Source organism: Streptomyces fradiae (assembly GCF_041270065.1).
GTDB lineage: Bacteria > Actinomycetota > Actinomycetes > Streptomycetales > Streptomycetaceae > Streptomyces.
Genome location: NZ_CP065958.1, coordinates 7109473 through 7131334, shown reverse-complemented (window position 1 = coordinate 7131334; position 21862 = coordinate 7109473). Strand labels below are relative to the sequence as shown.

Below are 21862 nucleotides of genomic sequence, written 5' to 3'. Positions count from 1 at the left end.
GAGGTCAGCCCGTACGGACGGAGACCAGGGCCGCCGTCAGGGCCAGGCACGTGGCCAGGCCGGTTGCCAGGGTGGTGGTGAAGACGGTGCGGAGGTGGGCGGGGCCGGAGGGGGGTGGGGTTGAGGTGAGGGCGGGCCAGTAGGTGGCGGCCTCGCGTTGTTCGGCGCGGTGGTGGAGGGCTGCCCGGAGGCGGAGGGTGAGGGCCGTGGCGGCGCCGGCCGTCGTGAGGGCGGCCAGCGGGTGGGCGGGGAGGCCGCCGAGCAGGAGGAGGGCGGCGGCCGCCGCGGTGGCCCAGGCGGTGACGCAGGCAGCCGCGGCGAGGCGCCGGGAGACCGGCCGGTCGGCGCCCGCCCGCAGGTCGGCGAGGGCGGGCACGTACCAGACACAGCCGGAGGCGGTCACGGCCCCGATGCCGAGGGCGAGGACGGCGCCGCTCATGCGCCGCTGCCCGCGGTCTCGTGCGGACGGTTCCGCAGCCTGTCGAGTTCGGCGATCTCGGGGTGGTGCAGGTCGAAGGCCGGGGACTCGGAGCGGATGCGGGGCAGGACGAGGAAGTTGTGCCGGGGCGGCGGGCAGGAGGTGGCCCACTCCAGCGAACGCCCGTACCCCCAGGGGTCGTCGGTGTCGACCTTGACGCCCTCGCGGCCGGTCTTCCAGACGTTGTAGAAGAACGGCAGGAAGGAGAGGCCGAGGAGGAAGGACCCGATGGTGGAGATGGTGTTGAGGGCCGTGAAGCCGTCGGCGTCCAGATAGTCGGCGTAACGCCGCGGCATGCCTTCCGCGCCCAGCCAGTGCTGGACCAGGAAGGTGGAGTGGAAGCCCACCGTCAGGGTCCAGAAGGTGATCTTGCCGAGGCGTTCGTCCAGCATCCTGCCGGTGAACTTCGGCCACCAGAAGTGGAAGCCGGCGAACATCGCGTACACCACCGTGCCGAACAGCGTGTAGTGGAAGTGGGCCACGACGAAGTACGAGTCGGAGACGTGGAAGTCCATCGGCGGCGAGGCCAGGATGACGCCGGTCAGTCCGCCGAAGGTGAAGGTCATGAGGAAGCCGGTGGCCCAGAGCATCGGTGTCTCGAAGGAGAGCGAGCCCTTCCACATGGTGCCGATCCAGTTGAAGAACTTGACCCCGGTGGGTACGGCGATGAGGAAGGTCATGAAGGAGAAGAAGGGCAGCAGCACACCGCCGGTGACGTACATGTGGTGGGCCCACACGGTCACCGACAGACCGGCGATCGCGATGGTCGCCGCCACCAGCCCTATGTAGCCGAACATCGGCTTGCGGCTGAAGACCGGGATGACCTCGGAGATGATGCCGAAGAACGGCAGGGCCAGGATGTACACCTCCGGATGCCCGAAGAACCAGAACAGGTGCTGCCACAGCAGCGCCCCGCCGTTGGCCGCGTCGAAGACGTGCGAGCCGAACTTGCGGTCGCACTCCAGGGCCAGCAGCGCGGCGGCGAGCACCGGGAACACCAGGAGCACGAGCAGCGAGGTGAGCAGCACGTTCCAGGTGAAGATCGGCATCCGGAACATCGTCATACCGGGCGCGCGCATGCAGATGATGGTGGTGATGAAGTTGACCGCGCCGGCGATCGACCCGAAGCCCGACAGGGCGACGCCCATGATCCACAGGTCGGCGCCGAGGCCCGGCGAGTGGACGGCGTCGGAGAGCGGCGCATAGAGGAACCAGCCGAAGTCCGCTGCCCCGCCCGGGGTGAGGAAGCCACCGGCGGCGATCAGCGAGCCGAAGAGATAGAGCCAGTACGCCAGCATGTTGAGCCGCGGGAAGGCGACGTCCGGCGCGCCGATCTGCAGCGGCATGATCCAGTTGGCGAAGCCGGTGAACAGCGGCATGGCGAACAGCAGCAGCATGATCGAGCCGTGCATCGTGAACGCCTGGTTGAACTGCTCGTTCGACATGATCTGGGTGCCCGGGCGGGCCAGTTCGGCCCGCATCACCAGGGCCATGACACCCCCGATGACGAAGAAGAAGAGCGCCGAGCAGAGATAGAGCGTCCCGATCTGCTTGTGATCGGTGGTGGTGAGCCAGGAGACCCACGAGGGGCGACGCCGGGGCGCCTCCTCGCCGGTGGCCGGGTGGTGGCCCGGGAGCGGCGGCTCCACGGTCCTCACCTGAATGCTGCGTGCCTCGTCCACTGGACGGCGACCTTCCTTCCGTGCTGCTGGGGGCGGCCGGAGGGTGGGCCCCACACGGGGGATGGGCGCGGCCCTCCTCCGGCCGCCCCACATGCTCGTCCGCGCGTCGCGGCCGGTGCAGGGCCGAACAGTCCCCGCCGCGCCCGCGCAAGGAGGGCCGAACGGCCCCTGCCGGCAGGCCCGGTCCACTCACGTACGCTGCCGAATCGGAACGACGCCACCGAGGCCGCCCACCCCGCCCGGCACGAGGACGAGAGCCAGCAGCACCATGACCGACACCGCCCCCGCACCCGAACCCTCCCCTGCCCCCGCCCCCGCGCCCGCGCCCGTCCCGGCCGCCGAGCGCCCGCCGTGGCCGCGGCTCGATGTCCCCGAGCGCATGCACGAGCTGCTCGCCGCCGTCATGGACCTCGGCCGCGACCTCGAACTCCCCCAGGTGCTGCGGAGCATCGTCGAGGAGGCGGTGAGCCTCACCGACGCCGAGTACGGCGCCCTCGGGGTGATCGGCCACGGTGACCTCGGCGACCGGCTGTCCAGCTTCCTGCCGGTGGGCCTGGCCGACGACCTTGTGGCGCGGATCGGCCCGGCGCCGTGCGGGCACGGCATCCTCGGCGAACTCATCAGCAACCCCGCCCCGCTGCGGCTCGACGACCTCAGCCGCCACCCGAGCAGCTTCGGCTTCCCCGAGCACCACCCGCCGATGCGGACCTTCCTGGGCGCGCCGATCCGGGTACGGGGCGAGGTGTTCGGCAACATCTACCTCACCGAGAAGCGCGGCGGCGGCTCGTTCGACGCCGACGACGAGGCGGTGCTCACCGCCCTGGCGATGGCGGCCGGCATCGCCATCGACAACGCGCGGCTCTACCACGACAGTCAGCGCCGCGAGCACCGGCTCGAAGCCCTCGGCGAGATCACCCGGGCGCTGCTCGCGGGCACCGGCGCGGACGACGTGCTGCGGCTCATCGCGCGGCGGGCCATGGAGGTGGCCGACGCCGACCAGGCGGCCGTGCTGCTGCCGACCGGCACGGACGGCGATCTGGCCGTACGGGTCGCGCACGGCGATCGCGCGCGGGCGGTCCTCGGGGCGGTGCTCCCGGCCGCGGGCTCGCTGTCCGGACTCGCGGCGCACGCCCGCCGGCCCGCCGTCACCACTGATGTACGCACCGACCCGCGGGCCCTGCCCCTGGGCGACGACCAGGGGGAGCACGGCCCGGTGGTGGCCGTACCGCTGCCGGTGGACGCGACGGTGTGCGGGGCGCTGCGGCTGAGCCGGCGGGCCGGGCGGCCGGGCTTCGACGGCGACGAGACCCGGCTCATCAACGACTTCGCCGACCAGGCGGCCATCGCCCTCGAACTCGCCCACCGCCGGGCCGAGTCCGAGGAGCTCGCGGTGCTCCACGACCGGGACCGGATCGCCCGCGACCTCCACGACGTGGCCATCCAGAGGCTGTTCGCGACCGGCATGACCTTGCAGGGCGCGACGCGGAAGATCGCGGACGAGCAGGCGGCGGAGCGGGTGGGGCGGGCGGTCGACGACCTCGACGCCACCATCCAGATCATCCGCTCGACCATCCTGCAGCTGCGCACGGCCGACGACGACCGGCGCGGCCCGGCGCTGCGGCGCCGGCTCGCCGAGACGGTCCAACTGGCGGGCCAGCACCTGGGTTTCCGCCCCTCGCTGCGGATCTCGGGCCCGGTCGACAGCACCGTCTCGCCGCCGCTGGCCGAGCACGTCCTCGCGGTCACCGCGGAGGCCCTGAGCAATGTCGCCCGGCACGCGCGCGCGACCCGCGCCGACGTCGAACTCGCCGTCCCCGACACCGCCGACCGCCTGGTCCTCACGGTCACCGACGACGGCCGCGGCCTCGGCCCGGCCCGCCCCACCGGCGGTCTCCTCAACATGGGCTCACGCGCGGAACAGTGCCGGGGCGCCCTGACCCTGGACGCGCCGTCGACACACGGCACGCGGATCGTGTGGAGCGTGCCGCTGGTGGTGGCGGACGACACCGTCTGAGGGCCAGGGGCCCGGGGGGGCCCGGCCGGTCACGCCCCGCCGGTGCGCCCCTGGGTCTCCCGCAGCCGGCCGGCAATCACCGCGGCCTGGACGCGGCGGCCGACGCCGAGCTTGCCGAGGATCGCGGAGACGCGGTTCTTCACGGTCTTCTCCGCGAGGAAGAGGCGGTCGGCGATCTGGCGGTTGGTCAGGCCGAGGCCGATGAGATCGAGGATCTCCAGCTCGCGCGGCGACAGGCGGTCGAGGTCACCGGGCGCGGCGGGCGCCGGGTCGGGTTCGGGCTCGCGGATGCGGGCCATGACGCGGCTGGTCATGCGCGGGTCGAGCAGGGACCGGCCGGTGGCGACCGTGCGGACCGCGGTGATCAGATCGGAGCCGCCGATCTGCTTGAGGACGTAGCCGGCGGCGCCCGCCATGATCGCGTCGAAGAGGGCCTCGTCGTCGTCGAACGAGGTCAGCATCAGGCACGCCAGGTCCGGCAGCTCGGCCCGCAGCTCGCGGCACACCTCCACGCCCTCGTGGTCGCCGCCGGTCGCGTTGCCGAGGCGCACGTCGAGGACGGCCACGTCGGGGCGTACGGCGGGGACCCGGGCGAGGGCCTCGCGGGCGTTGGCCGCCTCGCCGACCACGACGATGTCGGGCTCGGCCTCCAGGAGGTCGCGCACGCCCCGGCGGACCACCTCGTGGTCGTCGAGCAGGAAGACCCGTACGGGCGCGCCGGGATCGCCGGGGCGGCCGGCCGGAACAGGGGGGCGGGGGTTCACGAGGACTCCTGAACAGGGTGGGCAGGCAGGGCCGGCCGGGCCGTTCGGCCGGGCCGCTCGCGGGACGGGCGCCAGTATGGCAACCGGCCCACCGGGCCCTTCGGCCCCGGTCCCCCAGGGCCGAACGGCCCTGTCCGGACCTTCCGGACCCGTGGTCGACTCTCGTTCGCGACCAGGGGTGCCCGCTCCGCCGTGACCCGACCGTCCCTCGGGGCCGGGGCCGGCACCCCCGGGACGCACCAGACTCCGCGAGCCCGAGGCAGGCACCGTGCACGACGAAGCAGTCCGCGACCGCAGCGCTGCGAAGGCCGGGACGACCTGTGCCGCGCCGGCCGCGCCGAGGGTCCCCGGGCGGCGGCGCGCGGTCGACCTGGACGGCGACGAGGCGCTCCGCCTGCTCGCGACGGTGCCGCTCGGGCGGATCGTCTTCACCCGCCGCGCCCTGCCCGCCATCCGACCGGTCAACCACCTGGTGGACGCCGGCGACGTGGTGCTGCGCACCCACGAGGGCGCGGCCCTCACGGCGTACGCGCGCGAGGCGGGCACGGAGGGCGTCGTCGTGGCGTACGAGGCGGACGACATCGACCTCGCGACGCGGCTCGGCTGGAGCGTCGTCGTCACCGGCTACTGCCGCCCGGTCACCGACCCCGCCGACACCGCCCGCTACAAGACGCTCCTCCGCCCATGGACGGACCGCCGCAACGACGAGGTCCTGCGCATCCGTCCCGACCTGGTCACCGGCATCCGCCTGGTGCCCGCCGACGGCTGACCCGCGCGGCTGCCGCTGCCGCTGCCCGTCGCCTTCGGATCCGGGCCAGTGCTCGGGGTCCCTCCCCAGGCCCGCCAGGGCCGAGGGGAAGCGGCGTGGGGGTATGCCCGGGCCCGCAGGCCAAGGGGGCGCACGACGCCGGGACCACGCGCGCAGGCTCCGCCAGGAGTGCCAGGGGGCGTTCCCCCCATTCGGCGTGGGCCTCCACCCGGGCCCGCAGGACCCAAGGGCCGTACGGCGCCGCCACGCGCCCAGCCTTCGCCCGGGATGCCGGGAAGGCGTGCCCCCCGTTCGGCCTGCGGGTCCACCCGGACCCGCAGAGCCCGCCGGCGTACCGCGCCGCCACGCGCCCACGCTCCGCCGGGCACCAGGGGGGCGTGCTCCCATTCGGCATGCGGGCCCGCAAGGCCCAGGGGCCGTACGGCGCCGCCACGCGCCCACGCTCCGCCGGGCCCCCACCCAGCCGCAGCTCTGGCGGAGTCGCGGACACACCCAGGACCCGGAAGACCCCGCCCGGCTTCCTCACCCGGCTCCGACCTGCGTCGACGGGCGTGGCACCCTGGTCAGCGCGCGTCAAGGACGCGTCAGGGGCGGGCCCGGGAGGGGTGGATGACGGAGCGGGCGACGGGTGGGGAAGTCGAGGCGTACGAGTGCTACGACGCCTATCTGGAGGGGTACGCGGAGGTCCTGGCCGGGATCTGCGCCACCGGGCGGCGGGCGAGCCGGGAGGAGCTGGCCGCGTTGCGGGCTCGTGGGGAGCGAGCGGCGGAGGCGGGGCTCGGGCTGCGTTCGCTCGTGCGGGCGCATCTCGGCGCGGCGCGCACGGTGTTGGCCGGGCTGCCGAGGGGCGAGCACGACCGGCTGCTCGCGGCGGTCGAGCAGGCGGTGGACGCGTTCGCGGAGGGCCACGAGCGGGCCCAGCGGCTGGCGATGCGTCAGGAGGAGGCGGCCCGGCGGGAGTTCATCGACGACCTGCTGTACGGGCGGAGCGATCTGGGCCGGCTCGCCCAGCGGGCCGAGCGGTTCGGGCTGCTCCTGTCGCACGCACACACGGTGGCCGTAGCACAGGGCCCGGAGCCGTACGCCGACGGCTACGCGGTGTCCCGGGCCGTCGAGTCCTCGCTGCTCGCCCGGTTCGGCTCCCGCCGGATCCTGCTCACCACCAAGGACGGGCGGCTGATCTGCGTCGCGCCCGGCGACCAGCCGGACGTCCTCACCTTCTTCGCCAAGCAGGCGTACGCGGCGACCGACGGCGGCCGGGTGGCGATCGGCCGCCCGCACTCCGGCGCGGGCGGCGTCGTCCACTCGTACGAGGAAGCCCTGAACGCCCTCGACATCGCCGACCGGATGGGACTGGACGGCCCGGTCCTGTACGCGGCGGACCTGCTGGTCTATCCCGTGCTCGCGCGCGACCAGCAGGCCATGGTCGATCTCGTGCGCACCGTGCTCGGGCCGCTGCGGCAGGCCCGTGGCGGGGCCGGGCCGCTCCTGGAGACGCTGACCGTGTACTTCGACTCGGGGTGCGTGACCACGGAGGCGGCGCGGCGGCTCTCGCTGAGCGTGCGGGCGGTGACGTACCGGCTCGACCGGATCCACCGGCTGACGGGAGCGGATCCGGCCGAGCCGACCCAGCGCTACACCCTGCAGACCGCCGTGATCGGGGCTCGGCTGTTCGGCTGGCCGGACCGGGACCTCTGACCGCGCCCCGCACCCCGCACCCCGCACCCCGCGCCCGGGACGGAACACGGCATCAAGAAAGCGTAAACACTGCCGGACTCCGGCAGTGAACCGAACCGCCGGTCGATGCCAGGATGCCGGTAACGGCAGACAGCGCATGATGGCCGAAGGGACGGGGACATGACGTGGTTTCTTGGTCTCGGCATCGTCGGACTCGCGCTGCTCGTCCTGAGCCTGGTCTTCGACGGGGTGTTGGAGGGGGTCCTCGACGGACTCGGCGGGGGGCTTGACGGGTTTCTGTCGTTGCCGGTGATCGCCGGTTTCGTGTCCGCGCTCGGTTTCACGGGCGCGCTCACGACGGGCGTCACCGGAGCGGGGGCGGGGGCCGCCACCGGTGCGGGCGTGGTCGCGGGGGCCGGCGTGGGGTGGGTGACCTGGCGGTTCAGCCGGGCGCTCATGCGCGACGGCGACGCGCCCGCACCGCGGGGCGAGGACCTGACAGGCAGTTCGGGGCGGGTCGTCACCGCGATTCCGGGGGCCGGGGCCGGATACGGCGAGGTGCTGCTCACTCTGGGCGGCCAGCCGGTGAAGTACGCGGCGCAGGCGGACCGTCCGCTGCCGCTCGGCTCCGAGGTGTGGGTCGAGTCGGTGCTCTCGCCGACGTCGGTCGCCGTCCGCCCGGTCGAGCACTGACCGTACGCCGCCGCTCCCTTCCGCCGCGCTCCTCTCTTCCGCCGTTCCTCGCGTCTTCCTTCTTCACGTTTCGTTTCTGATCGAAAGGGGTTCCGATGAGCCCTGTCCTGATGTCCGTCGTGGGCATCGTCGTCCTCGTCGTGCTGCTGGCCCTCGCGGTCGTCACCCGCTACAAGGTGGCGGGCCCCAGCGAGGCGTTCATCATCACCGGCCGACGAGGGAAGAAGACCACCGACCCGGAAACCGGTCGCGTCTTCACGGACAACAGCGGGCAGAAGGTCGTGGTCGGCGGCGGAGTCTTCGTCGTGCCGTTCGTGCAGCAGAAGTTCAGCCTCGACCTGTCCAGCCGGCACATCCCCGTCGCGGTCCGGGGCGCCGTCACCCTGCGCGGCGTGAAGGCCAACCTCGAAGGCGTCGCGATCGTCAAGGTCGGCGGCACCGAGGACTCCATCCGGGCCGCCGCCCAGCGCTTCCTGATGCAGCAGAACGGCATCGTCGGCTTCACCCAGGAAGTGCTGTCCGGAGCTCTCCGCTCCATCGTGGGCCGGATGTCCGTGGAGGACATCATCCGCGACCGGGCGGCGTTCGCCGGCCAGGTCGCCGAGGAGGCGGAGGCGAGCCTGTCCGGGCAGGGCCTGGTCCTCGACGCCTTCCAGATCCAGGACATCACCACCGAGGGCTCCTACCTGGAGGACCTCGGCCGGCCCGAGGCCGCCCGGGCCAAGCAGGAGGCCGACATCGCGGAGGCGGAGGCCCGGCGGGCCGCCGAGCAGGCCCGGCTGAAGGCGGAGGAGGAGATCGCCGTCGCGCAGCGGACCCTCTACCTGAAGCAGGCCGAGATCAAGGCGCAGACGGACGAGGCGGCCGCCCAGGCCAACGCGGCCGGACCGCTCGCCGAGGCGGCGCGGCAGCAGGACATCCTGACCGAGCAGGAGAAGGTCGCCACCCGGCAGGCCGCGCTGACCGACCGTCAGCTCGACACCGAGGTCCGCAAGCCGGCCGACGCCGCCCGCTACCAGGCCGAGCAGGAGGCCGAGGCGAAGCGGATCGGCCGGGTGAAGCAGGCCGAGGCCGAGCGGCTCGCCGCCATCGCGGCCGCCCAGGCGGAGGCCGAGCGGGCCCGGCTGACGGGTGAGGGCGAGAAGCAGCGCCGGCAGGCGCTCGCGGAGGCGGAGGCCATCGAGGGCGCCAAGCGCGGTGAGGCCGAGCGGGCCCGCCGGGCCGCGATCGCCGAGGCAGTCCGCCTGGAGGGTGACGCGGAGGCCGCCGCGATCGCCTCGACGGGTGCCGCCGAGGCGGAGGCGATGCGGAAGAAGGCCGACGCCTTCGAGGCGTACGGCGACGCGGCCGTGCTGCAGATGCTGGTCGAGGTGCTGCCGCAGGTGGTCGCCAAGGCCGCCGAACCGCTGGCCGCCGTCGACAAGATGACCGTCATCTCCACCGACGGCGCCGGCCGGCTGCCACGCGCGGTCGCCGACAACGTCGCCCAGGGCATGGAACTGCTCAGCTCCACCACGGGCGTCGACCTGGCGTCGCTGCTCCGGGGCGTGACGGGCGGGGCCGCCGAGGCCGGTGCCGGTACCGGTTCCGCCTCCGGCCGCAAGGCTGCGGCGCCCAACGGGCAGAACGGGCAGAACGGGCAGAACGGGCAGTCCGTGAACGGAACCATCGAGATCACCGACTAGGCCACGCCCGGGCCGGACTAGGCCACGCCTTTCGGGGCCGGTTCCTCCGGGGCCGGCCCTTCGGGCTGCGGGTGTCTGGCGAACCAGCGGGCCAGGGGTTCCGCCGTCACACCGTGCACGAGCACGCTGAGCAGCACGGTCGCGGCGGTGACGTTGAGGATGAAGTCCGCCTCTTCGCCGGGGAGTTGTACGTAGGCGAGGACGGCGAAGACGATCGACGTGACGCCGCGCGGGCCGAGCCAGCCGATCGCGGCGCGCTCGGGGCGGGTGAAGTCGGAGCCGGCGAGCGAGGCGACCACCGGCACGAAGCGGGCCACGATGAGCACGAGGACGGCGTACGCGAGGAGCTGGGGGACGTGCCCGCCGTTGAAGGCCGCGGTGGTGAGGGCGCCGAACGCGTACCAGGCGGACAGGGCGAGCAGATGGCTGACGTCCTCCACCAGGACGAGCGACTCGCCGCCGACGACCAGCACGGTGTTCGCGTACCACAGGCCCGCGACGAAGGCGGCGACGAAGCCGTTGCCGTCGATCAGGACGGAGGCCGAGTAGGCGAGGAACGGCAGGGCGAGCGCGGCGAAGCGGAAGTTGGCGGGCTTGGCCCAGCGGTGCTCGAAGGACCAGCGGACGGCCACCGAGGCCAGATAGCCGATGGCACTGCCGACGCCCGTCGCGAAGACCACTCCCTTGAGAGCGTTGAGGACCAGGTCGGTGAAGGTGTCGCCCTCGGCGGAGACGATGTTGGCGACGCAGAAGACGAAGAGCGGCGAGATCAGGCCGTCGTTGAAGCCGCCCTCGATGTTGAGCGCGGCCCGCACCCGCAGCGGGATGCGCTCGTCGCGCAGGAACATCAGGACCGGGGCGAGGTCCATCGGCATGACGACCAGCGCGGCGACGGCGAGCAGCCACCAGCTCGTGCCGGGGAAGACCAGGGCCCCGGTGAGGGCGGCGAGGACCAGGGAGACGGGCAGCGCGATCCCGAGCAGCCGCCCCATGCCGACCGAGCCGCGCAGCCGCGGCGCGTAGTCGCGGGCCTCGGTGGCGTCCGTGAACAGCATGACCGCGAGGACGAGTTCGAGGCCCCGCTGGAAGGTGTGGGTGTCCATGTCGATCGCGACGACCGGATCGTCGCCGCCGCTGAGCAGGATGCCGGCGGCGGCGAAGGCGATCGGCGCGGTGATGCTCCAGCGCGCCAACCGGTCGGACACCAGGACCCACAGGAACAGCAGGGACAACAGGACGAGCAGAGCAATCACGGCGACTCGCAGGCAGGGGCGGGGAGCGGATGCGACATGTAGGGACAGATAGGTATGGGTACGGGCAGATGCTGACAGGTGCCACATCCTCGCAGGCGGATCGGAGCGCAGGGATGGGGACACCCGGGTGGCGCCATCCAGCGCGCCCTCTGGCACCTCCCGACACCGCCTGACACCACCCTTGGTGCCAGATGGCACCACATGGCGCCACAGGCACTTGCCATGGCGCCACTTTGGCGCCATGATGGTTCCCATGGATCTGACCCCCTACGTCGAACACCTCCGGCACGAGCTCGCGGTCGCCGCCGAGGCGGGCGGGGAGGACGCGCGCGCCCTGGCGGAGCGGCTGACCGCCCCACTGGAGTCCGCCGCGCGGCTCACCCTCCTGAACGCGCTGTCCACGGCCTCGGAGGAGATCACCCGCGAACTGGCGCCCGGTTCGGTGGACGTCCGGCTGCGGGGGCTCGACCCGGAGTTCGTGGTGTCGGCGCCACCGATGGCACCACCCGTGGCACCATCGATTTCCGCCCCGGCGCCCGCACCGGCCTCGACCCCGGCCTCGGCCCTGGCGGACGCGGACGACGGGGGCACGGCCCGGATCAACTTCCGGCTCCCCGCCCACCTCAAGGCCCGCGTCGAGGACGCGGCCGGCCAGGAGGGCCTCTCCGTCAACGCCTGGCTCGTACGGGCGGTCGCCACCGCCCTGGATCCGGGCGCCGCACCCCGGCCGGCGGCGCCGCTGTCGGCCGCGCCGCGCGCGCCGCGCCAGGGCCAGACCTACCAGGGCTGGGCCCGCTAGGACCTGCCCGGCCCACTGCCCCCGCGCTCCCCTCCCCCTCCCCCTCCCCCTCCCACCTGCGCATTCATCCTTCACAGTCACGAGGACGGCACAGCCATGCCCACGTACGAGACTCCCGAGCCCATCACCGCGATCCTCGAGTTCGACATCAGCCACGTCCGACTGGCGGCGAGCAAGCGCACCGACACGGTCGTCGAGGTCGTGCCGAGCAACCCGTCCGACGACAACGACAACCGTGCGGCGCAGCAGACGAAGGTCACGTACGCCAACGGCACGCTGACCCTCAAGGGGCCCCGGAAGCGTTCGGTGTTCGGCAAGGTCGGCTCGGTCGACGTCACCATCGAGCTGCCGGCGGGTTCGCAGCTCCAGGCCCACACCTCCATGGGCGACGTCAGCGGCCAGGGGCCGCTCGGCGAGAGCCGGGTCAGGTCCGGCCTCGGCGACATCCGGCTCGACGAGACCGGCCCGGCGGTGCTGCGCACCGACCACGGCGACGTCCGCGTGGACCGGGTCGTCGGCGACGCCGACATCAACGGCCAGGGCCGGATCGACCTCGGCGAGGTGACGGGCGAGGTGACGCTCAAGAACGGCATCGGCGACACCACGATCGGCACGGTGGCCGGCGAGCTGCGGGCGAAGGTGTCCATGGGCCGGGTGACGGTCGGCGTCGCCGAGTCCTCGGTCGACATCCGCACCTCGCAGGGATCCATCCAGGTCAACGAGGTGGCCCGGGGCCGGGCCGAGCTCCGCACCTCGCTCGGCAGTGTGGAGATCGGCATCCGCGAATCCTCCGCGGCCTGGCTGGACGTCACCGCCAAGGTCGGCGTCGTCCGCAACTTCCTCGACGCCGCCGAGGGGCCCGGCGACGCCGCCGAGACCGTCGAGGTGCACGCCGGCACCAACGCCGGCGACATCGTGATCCGCCGCGCCTGACGAGCGCCTTCAGGCCGGGCCCGAGCGTCACCGGACCCCCGGCCCCCACCACACCGGGCCCGCACCTCCCCGGGCCCGACCACGCACCCGTAACGCACCACCCGTAACGCACCACCCGCCTCGCGCACCCCGCCAGGCGCATCTTCGGCATGCCGCCGAAACCTCCAGTGCCATGTCACATCACACATCCCAGGCCTCCCAGGAGCCCTCATGACCACCACACACGACACCGCCGTCGCGCCCGCGATCGCCGCCCAGGGGCTGCGCAAGTCCTACGGCGGCAAGGTCGTGCTCGACGGCGTCGACCTGACCATCCCCGAGGGCTCGGTCTTCGCCCTCCTCGGCCCCAACGGCGCCGGCAAGACCACGACCGTCGAGATCCTGTCCACCCTGATCGCGCCGGACGGCGGCCGGGCCCGGATCGCCGGGCACGACCTGGTCGAGCGGCCCGAAGGGGTGCGGGGCGCGATCGGCGTCACCGGGCAGTTCGCCGCCGTCGACGGACTCCTGACGGCCGAGGAGAACCTCCTCCTGATGGCGGCGCTGCGGCATCTCCCCCGCCCCGAGGGCCGGCGCCGGACCGCCGAACTCCTTGACCGTCTGGAGCTGACGGAGGCCGCCCGCAAGCCGGTGTCCACCCTCTCCGGCGGCATGCGGCGCAAGCTCGACCTGGCGATGACGCTGGTCGGGAAGCCGCGGATCATCTTCCTCGACGAGCCGACCACCGGCCTCGATCCGCGCAGCCGCCGCACCCTGTGGGAGATCATCCGCGGCCTCGTCGACGGCGAGGGCGTGACGATCTTCCTCACCACGCAGTACCTGGAGGAGGCGGACCACCTCGCCGACCGGATCGCCGTCCTCGACCGCGGCCGGATCGTCGCCGAGGGCACCGCCGACGAGCTGAAGCGGATCGTCCCCGGCGGACACATCCGGCTGCGGTTCGCCGACCCGGCCGCCCTCGACCTGGCCGCCCGCCGCTTCGGTGCCGCCGCGCGGGACACCGAGGAACTCACCCTGCGCATCCCCAGCGACGGCGGCATCCCGACGCTGCGGGCCGTGCTCGACGTCCTCGACGGGGCCGCCCTCCAGCCCGAGTCGCTGACCCTGCACACCCCCGACCTGGACGACGTCTTCCTGACCCTGACCGGCACCGGGGCCGGCGCCCCGAACACCACTGTGGAGATGGCCCGATGAGCACCCTCGGCTATGCCGTCAGCGACTCGCTGACCATGCTGCAGCGCAACCTCAAACACGCCCTGCGCTATCCGGCGATGACCGTCTCCGTGGTCCTCATGCCGGTGATGATGCTGCTGCTCTTCAACTACGCGTTCGGCGGCGCCATCGGCGCGGGCATCGAGGGCGCGCCGACCGGCGGCGGGAAGTACATCGACTACGTCGCCCCCGGCATCATCCTGATGACGGCGACGGCCGGCGCGGTCGCCACGGCGGTCGGCGTGTGCGTCGACATGACGGAGGGCATCGTCAACCGCTTCCGTACGATGTCGATCTCGCGGGCCGCGTTCCTGACCGGGCATGTGGTCGGCAGCGTGCTGCAGACCCTGGTCGCCATCGCGCTCGTCGTCGGCGTCGCGCTGGCCATCGGCTTCCGGCCGCACGCGACGCTCGTCGAATGGCTCGCCGCGGCCGGCCTCCTGACCCTTCTCACGCTCGCGCTGACCTGGCTGTCGGCCGGCATCGGCCTGGTGTCCAGGACACCGGAGTCGGCGAGCAACACGCCGCTGCCGCTGACCTTCCTGCCCTTCCTCGGCAGCGCCATCGTGCCGACCGACTCCATGCCGACCGGCCTGCGCTGGTTCGCCGAGTACCAGCCCTTCACGCCGGCGATCGAGACCCTGCGCGGGCTGCTGATGGGCACCCCGATCGGCGGCAGCGGCTGGATCGCCCTCGCCTGGTGCGCCGGCCTGAGCCTGGTCGGCTATCTGTGGGCGCGCTCGGCCTTCGGCCGTACCGCCAAGCGCTGACCCGGGCCAGGCAGCGAGGGCACCGCACTCCTCAGTCGATCCACCTTCCGTCGCGCATCAGCTCCCTCCCTCGCAACTCGTCCGCCTCGCGCCAGGCCTGCACCCGGCGCGGGGTGACGCGGTACCAGCGGTAGCGGGCGCCGAGCGCGTACGGGTCGAAGCCGGTGCGCGTCTCGAAGCGCTCGCGCCGCTCCGGCGGCAGCGCGTCGATGGCAAGGGTCTCGACGTCGCCGTCGATCATGACGACGTCGCGGGTGTGGCCGAGCGCGAGCCGGGCGGTCCCGCCGGCCGCCAGGTTCCGGCCGGTCGGACCGTCGGCGAGGGTGGCGAGGAGCAGGGTCCGGCCGTCCCAGTCGAAGGACAGCGGTACGAGGAAGGGCGCGCCGTCCGGCGAGGCGCTGGCCACCCAGAGGTCGACGTCGTGCGCGAGCCGGTGCTCGGTGTCGCGCCGCCGCTCGGCGCGGGTGCGGGGTGCTGAGGTGGAGCCGGGCGCCTCGGTCGTCATGGTCGCTCCTGTCGGTCGGCGCGGGGTGTGTGGCGTGGGCACAGCCTCTCCCGGGCCGGGCAGGTACCGCCTCCGTGCCGGCCACGGAGAGCGCCACGGATAATGACCGGGTGTCAACTCCACTGATATCGGCGCGAGAAGCCGAAGTGCTCGCCCTCCTCGGCGAGCACCTCAGCAACGCGGAGATCGCCGAGCGGCTCTTCATCTCGGTACGGACGGTCGAGTCCCATGTCTCGTCGCTGCTGCGGAAGTGGGAACTGCCGGACCGGCGGGCGCTGTCCCGCCGCGCGGCGCGGACGACGGTCCCCGGGCGGGCGCCCGCGCTGCCGGCACCGCTGACCTCGTTCGTCGGACGGGCCCGGGAGCGGGCGGAGTTGGCGGCGGCGGTACGGGCCCACCGCCAGGTCACGGCGGTCGGCCCGGGCGGCGTCGGCAAGACCCGGCTCGCGCTCGCCGTGGCGGAGGCCGAGGCGGCAGGCGGCGGGTTCGCCGACGGCGTGTGGTTCGTGGATCTGGTGCCGGTGACGGATCCGGCGCGGATCCCGGCGGCGGTCGCGGCGGCCCTGGGGGTCGGCGAGCAGCCCGGTCGCGGCATCGAGGACACCCTGCTCGCCGCCCTCGCGGACCGCACGGCGCTGCTGGTCCTCGACAACTGCGAGCATGTCCGTGACGGCGTCGCGCCGTTCCTGGAGCGTCTGTTGGGTGCCTGCCCGGGAGTCCGGGTGCTGGCCACGAGCCGGGCCCGGCTGATGGTCCCCTTCGAGTCGGTGACCTCGGTCCCGCCGCTCTCCCGGGAGGGCGGCGCCGGTTCGGACGCGGTGGCCCTGTTCATGGCGCGGGCGACGGCCGCCGGCCACGGTCCCGATCCGGCGCTCCGGCAGGAGGTCACCGCGCTGTGCGAGCGGCTCGACGGCATGGCCCTGGCGATCGAACTGGCCGCGGCCCGGCTGCCCACCCTCGGTCTGGACGGCCTCTCGGCCGGTCTCGCCGCCCCGCTGCGCATCCTCGCGGGCGGGCCGCGCGTCGGCGAGCGGCACCGCTCGGTGCGGGCGGTCCTCGACTGGAGCCACGAGCTGCTCAGCCCCGCGGACCGGACGCTGCTGCGGAGGGTCTCGGTGTTCGTCCTGCCGTTCACGGCGGAGGCGGCGGCCGAGGTCGCCGCGTCCGACGTGGCCGACGTGGCCAACGTGGCCGACGTGGCCGACGTGGCCGACGGTCTCGCCCGGCTCGCGGAGCAGAGCCTGCTCACCGTGACCCACTCGGGGTCCGGCACGCGCTACCAGGCCCTGGAGACCATCCGCCAGTACGGGGCGGAGCACCTCGCCGCAGCGGGCGAAGAGGAGGTCGTCCGTGCGCGGCACGTGCGCTGGGCGCCGGCGCAGCAGGCGGCTGAGGAGGCCCGTGTCGCGCTCGACTGGGCCGCCGGGCGGCCGGAGCTGCGCACGGAGGCCCATCGACTCGCGCTCGTACTCGGCGAGTTGACGTTCAACCGGCAGCTGCTCAGCGAGTCGCAGGAGCGGTACGAGCAGGCGGCCGGGCTCGGCGGGGACGCCGACGCGGTCCTGGCGCTGCGCGAGGCCGCCGAGGTGGCCGGGTGCCGGCGGAGCGGCGAGGACATGTTCCGGCTGTACCGGGCCGCCGCGCGGGCCGCGTTGCGTGCGGGCGACGAGGTCGGCGCCGGGCGCGCGCTGGCGGCCGCGGCGACCGTCGCGTACCGCTACTCCAGCACCTTCGCCCGGCTCCCCGAGGCGGCAGAGGTGACGGGTCTGCTCATGGAGGCGCGCAGGCTGGCCGGGGCGGGCGATCCGGGCGGGGACGCGGCCGTCGCGCTCGCGGAGGCGGCGGTGACGGCGGACGCGTACGGCGCGGTGCAGGGCGACGCGGAGAACTCGGCGGTGGAGACGGTCGCGTACGCGGAGCGGGCCGTGGCGCTTGCCCGCGCGGCGGGCGATCCGGTGGCGGAGTCGGCGGCGCTCGACGCCCTGTCCGGGGCGTGGAGTTGGGCCGGTGACCCGTTCGGCGCGGCGGCCGCCGCCCGCCGCCGGATCGAACTCCTCGCGCCGCTGCCGCCCTCCCCCGCTCCCACTCACGAGCGGCTCGACGCCCTGGCGATGGCCGCCGGCAACGCGCTCGGCGTCGGCGACCTCGTACGGGCCCGCAGGTGGAGCGCGCAGCTCGCCGCCCATCCCCTCCTTTCGGAGGCCGGCCACCACGCCACGTCCTGGCTCCTCGTCACGGAGGCCCTGGCCGGCCGCGCGGACGCCGTGCTGCAGGGCGCCGACCGGTTCCGTACCGCATGGGAACGCAGCGGCCGGCAGCGCTCGTTCGTGCTCGGCCCGGCCGCGGCGGCCGTCGCCATGGTCCACGGTCTGCGCGGTGACGACGCGGCCCGGGCGGCCTGGCTCGGCATCGCGGACCAGGCGGGCCCCGTCCTCGACCACCGCCACGGCTTCGGCGCGGTCTTCGACGCCACGGTCCTGCTGCACGACGGCGACCCGGAGGCAGCCCTGGACCGGCTCGCGCCGGAGCCGGAGGAGGTCTGGAAGTGGGTCTGCTGGGTGTGGCTGCACGGGTATGTGGCGCTGCGCGCCGAGGCCTCGGTCCTCGCCGGCCGTCCGGAGGCGCCCGCCCGTATCGCGGCGGCCCGCCGCCTGGTCGCGGGCAATCCGCTGGCCACCGCCCAAGTCGACCGTGCCGAGGCCCTGTTGACCGGCGACCGGGACCGACTCCTCGCCACGGCGGGCGCGTTCGAGGCGGCGCACTGCCCGTACCAGGCGGCGCGCAGCCTGCTGCTCGCGGGCGGGGGCCGTGCGCCGGAGGGCACGGCGGCCCTCGCGGCACTCGGCATCGTGCCCGCGGCCCGTGGTCAGGCCGTGCCGACGGCGCGGGTCACCAGGGCGGCGATCCGCTCCTCGACCTCCGGAGTGACCTCGGTGAGGGCGTAGCCGGCGGCCCACATCGGGCCGTCGTCCAGGCGGGCCTGGTCGCTGAAGCCGAGGGTGGCGTAGCGGGCCTTGAACTTCTCGGCGCTCTGGAAGAAGCAGACGATCTTGCCGGCCTCGTCGGCGTAGGCGGGCATGCCGTACCAGAGCTTCGGAGTGAGGCCGGGGGCCGTGGCGGTGACGACGGCGTGGATCCGTTCGGCCATGGCCCGGTCCGTGTCGCTCATCTCGGCGATCTTCGCGAGCACGTCGGCCACCGCCTGTGCGGCCTTCTCCGCCTTGGAGCCGCGCCGTGCGGCCGCCGCCTTGGTCTCGCGGGCGTGGTCCTTCATCGCCGCCCGCTCCTCGGCGGTGAAGCCCTCGTACGCGGTGGTCGTGGTGCTGTTCGTGGTGCTTGTCATGGTGTCTCCCCCTGTCGGTGGTGGTGGCGTGATCGCCGTGACCCCAGTCTTCCGAGCGGGGCCACGGACCACATCCGTGCTCACCACGGAGACGCCCACGGAGAGCACCGCGGAAAGCACCACGGACTCCGCGTCAGAGTTCGGTGACGATGTCCTCCACCCGCTGTTTCGCGTCGCCGAAGAGCATCGCCGTGTTCTCGCGGAAGAACAGCGGGTTCTGGACCCCGGCGTAGCCGGATGCCATCGACCGCTTGAAGACGATGACCTTGTCCGCCTCCCAGACGGTGAGCACGGGCATGCCGGCGAGCGGGCTGCTCGGGTCCTCCGTCCCGGCCGGGTTGACGGTGTCGTTGGCGCCGATGACGAGGACGACGTCCGTGTCGGCGAAGTCCTCGTTGATCTCGTCCATGGCGAAGACGATGTCGTACGGCACCTTCGCCTCGGCGAGCAGCACGTTCATGTGCCCGGGCAGCCGCCCCGCCACCGGGTGGATGCCGAAGCGGACCTCGATCCCCTTCGCGCGCAGCTTCTCGGTGAGTTCCGCGACCGGGTACTGCGCCTGGGCGACGGCCATCCCGTACCCGGGGGTGATGATGACCGAGCGTGCCGCCTCCAGGAGTTCGGCGACGCCTTCGGCGGTGATCTCCTGGTGCTCGCCGTATTCCACGTCCGGGCCCGACGGCGCCTCGATGCCGAAGCCGCCGGCGATGACGGACAGGAAGGAGCGGTTCATCGCCTGGCACATCAGATAGGACAGATACGCACCGGAGGAGCCGACCAGGGCGCCCGTGACGATCAGCAGGTCGTTGCCGAGCAGGAAGCCGGAAGCTGCGGCCGCCCAGCCGGAATAACTGTTGAGCATGGACACCACGACCGGCATGTCACCGCCGCCGATGGAGGCGACCAGGTGCCAGCCGAGCGCGAGGGCGAGCACCGTCACCGCGATGAGCAGCCACAGGGCGGGCGCGGCCACGAACCACACGGTGAGGGCGACGAACAGCCCCAGGGCGCCCAGATTCAGGGCGTTCTTGCCGGGCAGCATCAGCGGCCGGGAGGCGATCCGGGCCGACAGCTTCAGGTTGGCGACGATCGAGCCGGTGAAGGTGACCGCGCCGATGAACACACCGATGAAGACCTCGGCGTGGTGGATGCCGAGGGTCCCGAGCGCGTCGAGGTCGGCGGCCTCGGCGCCGCCGGGCCGGTGCTCGACGGTGAGGTAGCCGTTCCAGCTCACGAGGACGGCGGCGAGGCCGACGAACGAGTGGAGCAGCGCGATGAGTTCGGGCATGCCGGTCATCTCGACGCCACGGGCGCGCCAGAGGCCGACGAGCGCGCCGACCAGCATGGCGAGGCCCATCAGCGCGGCGCCCGCCCCGGTGATGTCGCCGTCGGCGGCGAGGACCACGGTGGCGACGAGGGCGACGCCCATGCCGAGGATGCCGAAGGCGTTGCCGAGCCGGGCCGACTCGTGCTTGGAGAGCCCGGCGAGGGCCAGGATGAACAGCAACGCGGCGACGAGGTAGGCCGCTTGAGCGGCGAGGGTCGCGGTCATCTCAGCTCCTGTGGAACATCGCGAGCATGCGTCGCGTCACCGCGAAGCCACCGAAGACATTGATGCTGGCGAGCAGGATCGCCACGCAGGACAGCACGGTGACCGCCGTGTCGCCGTGTCCGATCTGGAGCAGCGCGCCGACCACGATGATTCCGGAGATCGCGTTGGTCACCGACATCAGCGGGGTGTGCAGGGCGTGGTGCACATGGCCGATGACGTAGTAGCCGATGACGATCGCGAGCACGAAGACCGTGACATGGGGCAGCAGCGCGGCGGGCGCGAAGCCGGCGAGGAGGAACAGCGCGAGGGCGGCGAGCGCGACCACGCCGAAGCGCCGGGCCGGGGTGACGGGCCGCTTGACGGGCGAGACCGGCACGACGGCCCCGGCCGCGCCCGCGGTCCCGGTGGCCGCAGCCGTCTTCGGTGCGGCGGAGACCTGGACGGGTGGCGGTGGCCAGGCCGTCTCGCCGTCCCGTACGACGGTGATCGAGCGCTGCACCGGGTCGTCCCAGTCCAGGACCGGGCAGCCGTCCTTGCCCGGGGTGAGCAGCCTGAGCAGGTTGACCAGGTTGGTGCCGTAGAGCTGGGAGGCCTGGGCCGGCAGCCGCCCGGCGAGATCGGTGTAGCCGATGATGGTCACGCCGTTGTCGGTGACGGTCTTCTCGCCCTGCACCGTGCCGATCACGTTCCCGCCGTTGGCGGCCGCCATGTCCACGATGACCGAGCCGGGGCGCATCCCGGCGACCATCTCCGCGGTGATCAGCGTCGGCGCGGGCCGCCCCGGGATCAGCGCGGTCGTGATGACGATGTCCGCCTCGCGGGTCTGTGCCGTGTACAGCTCGACCTCGCGCGCCTTGTACGCGTCGCTCATCTCCTTCGCGTAACCGGTGGCCGAGACCTCGACCTCCGGCGACTCGATCGACAGGTACTCGCCGCCCAGCGAGCGCACCTGCTCGGCGACCTCGGGACGCGGGTCCGTCGCCCGTACGATCGCGCCGAGCGCTCCGGCCGTACCGATCGCGGAGAGTCCCGCGACTCCGGCGCCCGCGACGAGCACCTTCGCGGGCGGCACCTTGCCGGCGGCCGTCATCTGTCCGGTGAAGAAGCGCCCGAACTCGTGGGCCGCCTCCACCACCGCCCGGTAGCCGGCGATGTTCGCCATCGAGGACAGCACGTCCATCGACTGCGCCCGGCTGATCCGCGGCACGGCGTCCATCGAGAGCGCCGTCACGGGGCGCCGGCCGAGTTCCTCGACCATCGCCCGGTCGAAGGCCGGCGCGAACAGGGCGATGACCGTGGCGCCCTCCCTGAGCCGGTCGAGCTGCGCCGTGCTCGGGGCGTTGACGCCGAGGACCACGTCGGCGGCCGCGGCCTCGCCGATGCGGGCGCCGGCGGCCACATAGGCGCTGTCGGTGAAGCCCGCGGCGGCGCCGGCGCCCGGGTCGACGACGATCTCGTACCCCAGTTTGCGGAGGGGCTCGACCGTGGCCGGCGTGGCCGACACGCGTTTCTCGCCCGCCCGCGCTTCCTTGAGGACTCCGACAATCACGAATGCTCTCCGTTCGCTTCTCTTGCCGTCATCGGCCTGCTCCCACTCGACCAGAAGTGCGCCCGCCACGATCAGGGCCACGCCGATGCCGCACCACCGGCGTGACGGCGCGGCCGCCCGCGCACGGAGAGGCTTCCACACGTCCCACGGGCCGTGGCAAGACCGCGAAGCGGCCACGCCGGGC

At 73.4% G+C, this 21862-nt stretch carries 18 protein-coding genes; 10 read left to right on the top strand and 8 right to left on the bottom strand.

What is annotated here, in order from left to right:
* Window positions 1-4: 4 nt before the first annotated feature.
* Both JAO84_RS32410 and ctaD read right to left on the bottom strand, forming a co-directional pair.
* Window positions 5-439 (bottom strand): hypothetical protein, encoded by a 435-nt coding sequence (locus tag JAO84_RS32410; RefSeq protein WP_370416034.1) that lies wholly within the window; start codon window positions 437-439, stop codon window positions 5-7.
* Complete coding sequence (gene ctaD, locus JAO84_RS32405) at window positions 436-2127, bottom strand: cytochrome c oxidase subunit I (protein ID WP_370416033.1); 1692 nt, start codon at window positions 2125-2127, stop codon at window positions 436-438. Before ctaD ends, JAO84_RS32410 begins: the two co-directional genes overlap by 4 nt.
* A gap of 412 nt (window positions 2128-2539) precedes the next feature.
* Here ctaD and JAO84_RS32400 point away from each other — a divergent pair, with 412 nt between their 5' ends.
* A complete protein-coding gene (locus JAO84_RS32400) occupies window positions 2540-4174 on the top strand; it encodes a GAF domain-containing protein (RefSeq protein ID WP_370416929.1) in 1635 nt (544 codons plus the stop codon).
* Between the two features lie 29 nt (window positions 4175-4203).
* On the opposite strand, the gene JAO84_RS32395 is transcribed toward JAO84_RS32400, so the two are convergent.
* Window positions 4204-4938: a response regulator transcription factor gene (locus JAO84_RS32395; RefSeq protein ID WP_265862914.1), complete on the bottom strand. Its 735-nt coding sequence runs from the start codon at window positions 4936-4938 to the stop codon at window positions 4204-4206.
* A gap of 268 nt (window positions 4939-5206) precedes the next feature.
* Between JAO84_RS32395 and JAO84_RS32390 the strand changes: the two genes are divergently transcribed.
* From JAO84_RS32390 to JAO84_RS32375, 4 genes are all read left to right on the top strand, one after another.
* The gene (locus JAO84_RS32390; protein ID WP_370416032.1) at window positions 5207-5707 is read left to right on the top strand and encodes a pyridoxamine 5'-phosphate oxidase family protein; all 501 of its coding nucleotides are present in this window, start codon (window positions 5207-5209) and stop codon (window positions 5705-5707) included.
* Window positions 5708-6316: 609 nt separating this feature from the next.
* A complete protein-coding gene (locus JAO84_RS32385) occupies window positions 6317-7405 on the top strand; it encodes a PucR family transcriptional regulator (RefSeq protein WP_370416031.1) in 1089 nt (362 codons plus the stop codon).
* A gap of 159 nt (window positions 7406-7564) precedes the next feature.
* A complete protein-coding gene (locus tag JAO84_RS32380; protein ID WP_370416030.1) occupies window positions 7565-8077 on the top strand; it encodes a hypothetical protein in 513 nt (170 codons plus the stop codon).
* 95 nt (window positions 8078-8172) lie between these two features.
* Complete coding sequence (locus JAO84_RS32375) at window positions 8173-9762, top strand: SPFH domain-containing protein (RefSeq protein WP_370416029.1); 1590 nt, start codon at window positions 8173-8175, stop codon at window positions 9760-9762.
* 17 nt (window positions 9763-9779) lie between these two features.
* Here JAO84_RS32375 and JAO84_RS32370 read toward each other — a convergent pair whose 3' ends face one another.
* The gene (locus JAO84_RS32370; RefSeq protein WP_370416028.1) at window positions 9780-11015 is read right to left on the bottom strand and encodes a cation:proton antiporter; all 1236 of its coding nucleotides are present in this window, start codon (window positions 11013-11015) and stop codon (window positions 9780-9782) included.
* Between the two features lie 253 nt (window positions 11016-11268).
* On the opposite strand from JAO84_RS32370, the gene JAO84_RS32365 reads away from it, so the two are divergent.
* The 4 genes from JAO84_RS32365 (at window position 11269) to JAO84_RS32350 (ending at window position 14729) form a co-directional block, all read left to right on the top strand.
* Window positions 11269-11814 carry a hypothetical protein gene (locus JAO84_RS32365; RefSeq protein WP_370416027.1) on the top strand — a complete coding sequence of 182 codons (546 nt, stop codon included), beginning with the start codon at window positions 11269-11271 and terminating at the stop codon, window positions 11812-11814.
* 96 nt (window positions 11815-11910) lie between these two features.
* Window positions 11911-12747 (top strand): DUF4097 domain-containing protein, encoded by an 837-nt coding sequence (locus tag JAO84_RS32360; RefSeq protein ID WP_370416026.1) that lies wholly within the window; start codon window positions 11911-11913, stop codon window positions 12745-12747.
* 210 nt (window positions 12748-12957) lie between these two features.
* The gene (locus tag JAO84_RS32355; protein ID WP_370416025.1) at window positions 12958-13941 is read left to right on the top strand and encodes an ATP-binding cassette domain-containing protein; all 984 of its coding nucleotides are present in this window, start codon (window positions 12958-12960) and stop codon (window positions 13939-13941) included.
* Entirely contained in the window at window positions 13938-14729 is a 792-nt protein-coding gene (locus tag JAO84_RS32350; RefSeq protein WP_370416024.1) for an ABC transporter permease, read from the top strand. Before JAO84_RS32355 ends, JAO84_RS32350 begins: the two co-directional genes overlap by 4 nt.
* Before the next feature lie 31 nt (window positions 14730-14760).
* On the opposite strand, the gene JAO84_RS32345 is transcribed toward JAO84_RS32350, so the two are convergent.
* Entirely contained in the window at window positions 14761-15234 is a 474-nt protein-coding gene (locus tag JAO84_RS32345) for a pyridoxamine 5'-phosphate oxidase family protein (protein WP_370416023.1), read from the bottom strand.
* A 110-nt stretch (window positions 15235-15344) separates the two neighbouring features.
* Here JAO84_RS32345 and JAO84_RS32340 point away from each other — a divergent pair, with 110 nt between their 5' ends.
* A complete protein-coding gene (locus JAO84_RS32340) occupies window positions 15345-18179 on the top strand; it encodes a LuxR C-terminal-related transcriptional regulator (protein WP_370416022.1) in 2835 nt (944 codons plus the stop codon).
* Here the strand turns inward: JAO84_RS32340 and JAO84_RS32335 are convergent.
* The 3 genes from JAO84_RS32335 to JAO84_RS32325 all read right to left on the bottom strand — a co-directional run bounded on the left by JAO84_RS32335 (window position 18101) and on the right by JAO84_RS32325 (window position 21678).
* The gene (locus tag JAO84_RS32335) at window positions 18101-18577 is read right to left on the bottom strand and encodes an iron chaperone (RefSeq protein WP_370416021.1); all 477 of its coding nucleotides are present in this window, start codon (window positions 18575-18577) and stop codon (window positions 18101-18103) included. The two genes, JAO84_RS32340 and JAO84_RS32335, sit on opposite strands and share 79 nt — an antisense overlap.
* 133 nt (window positions 18578-18710) lie before the next feature.
* Complete coding sequence (gene pntB, locus JAO84_RS32330) at window positions 18711-20129, bottom strand: Re/Si-specific NAD(P)(+) transhydrogenase subunit beta (RefSeq protein ID WP_370416020.1); 1419 nt, start codon at window positions 20127-20129, stop codon at window positions 18711-18713.
* A 1-nt stretch (window position 20130) separates the two neighbouring features.
* Window positions 20131-21678, bottom strand: a complete 1548-nt coding sequence (locus tag JAO84_RS32325) for a Re/Si-specific NAD(P)(+) transhydrogenase subunit alpha (RefSeq protein WP_370416019.1) — start codon at window positions 21676-21678, stop codon at window positions 20131-20133.
* Window positions 21679-21862 lie beyond the last annotated feature (184 nt).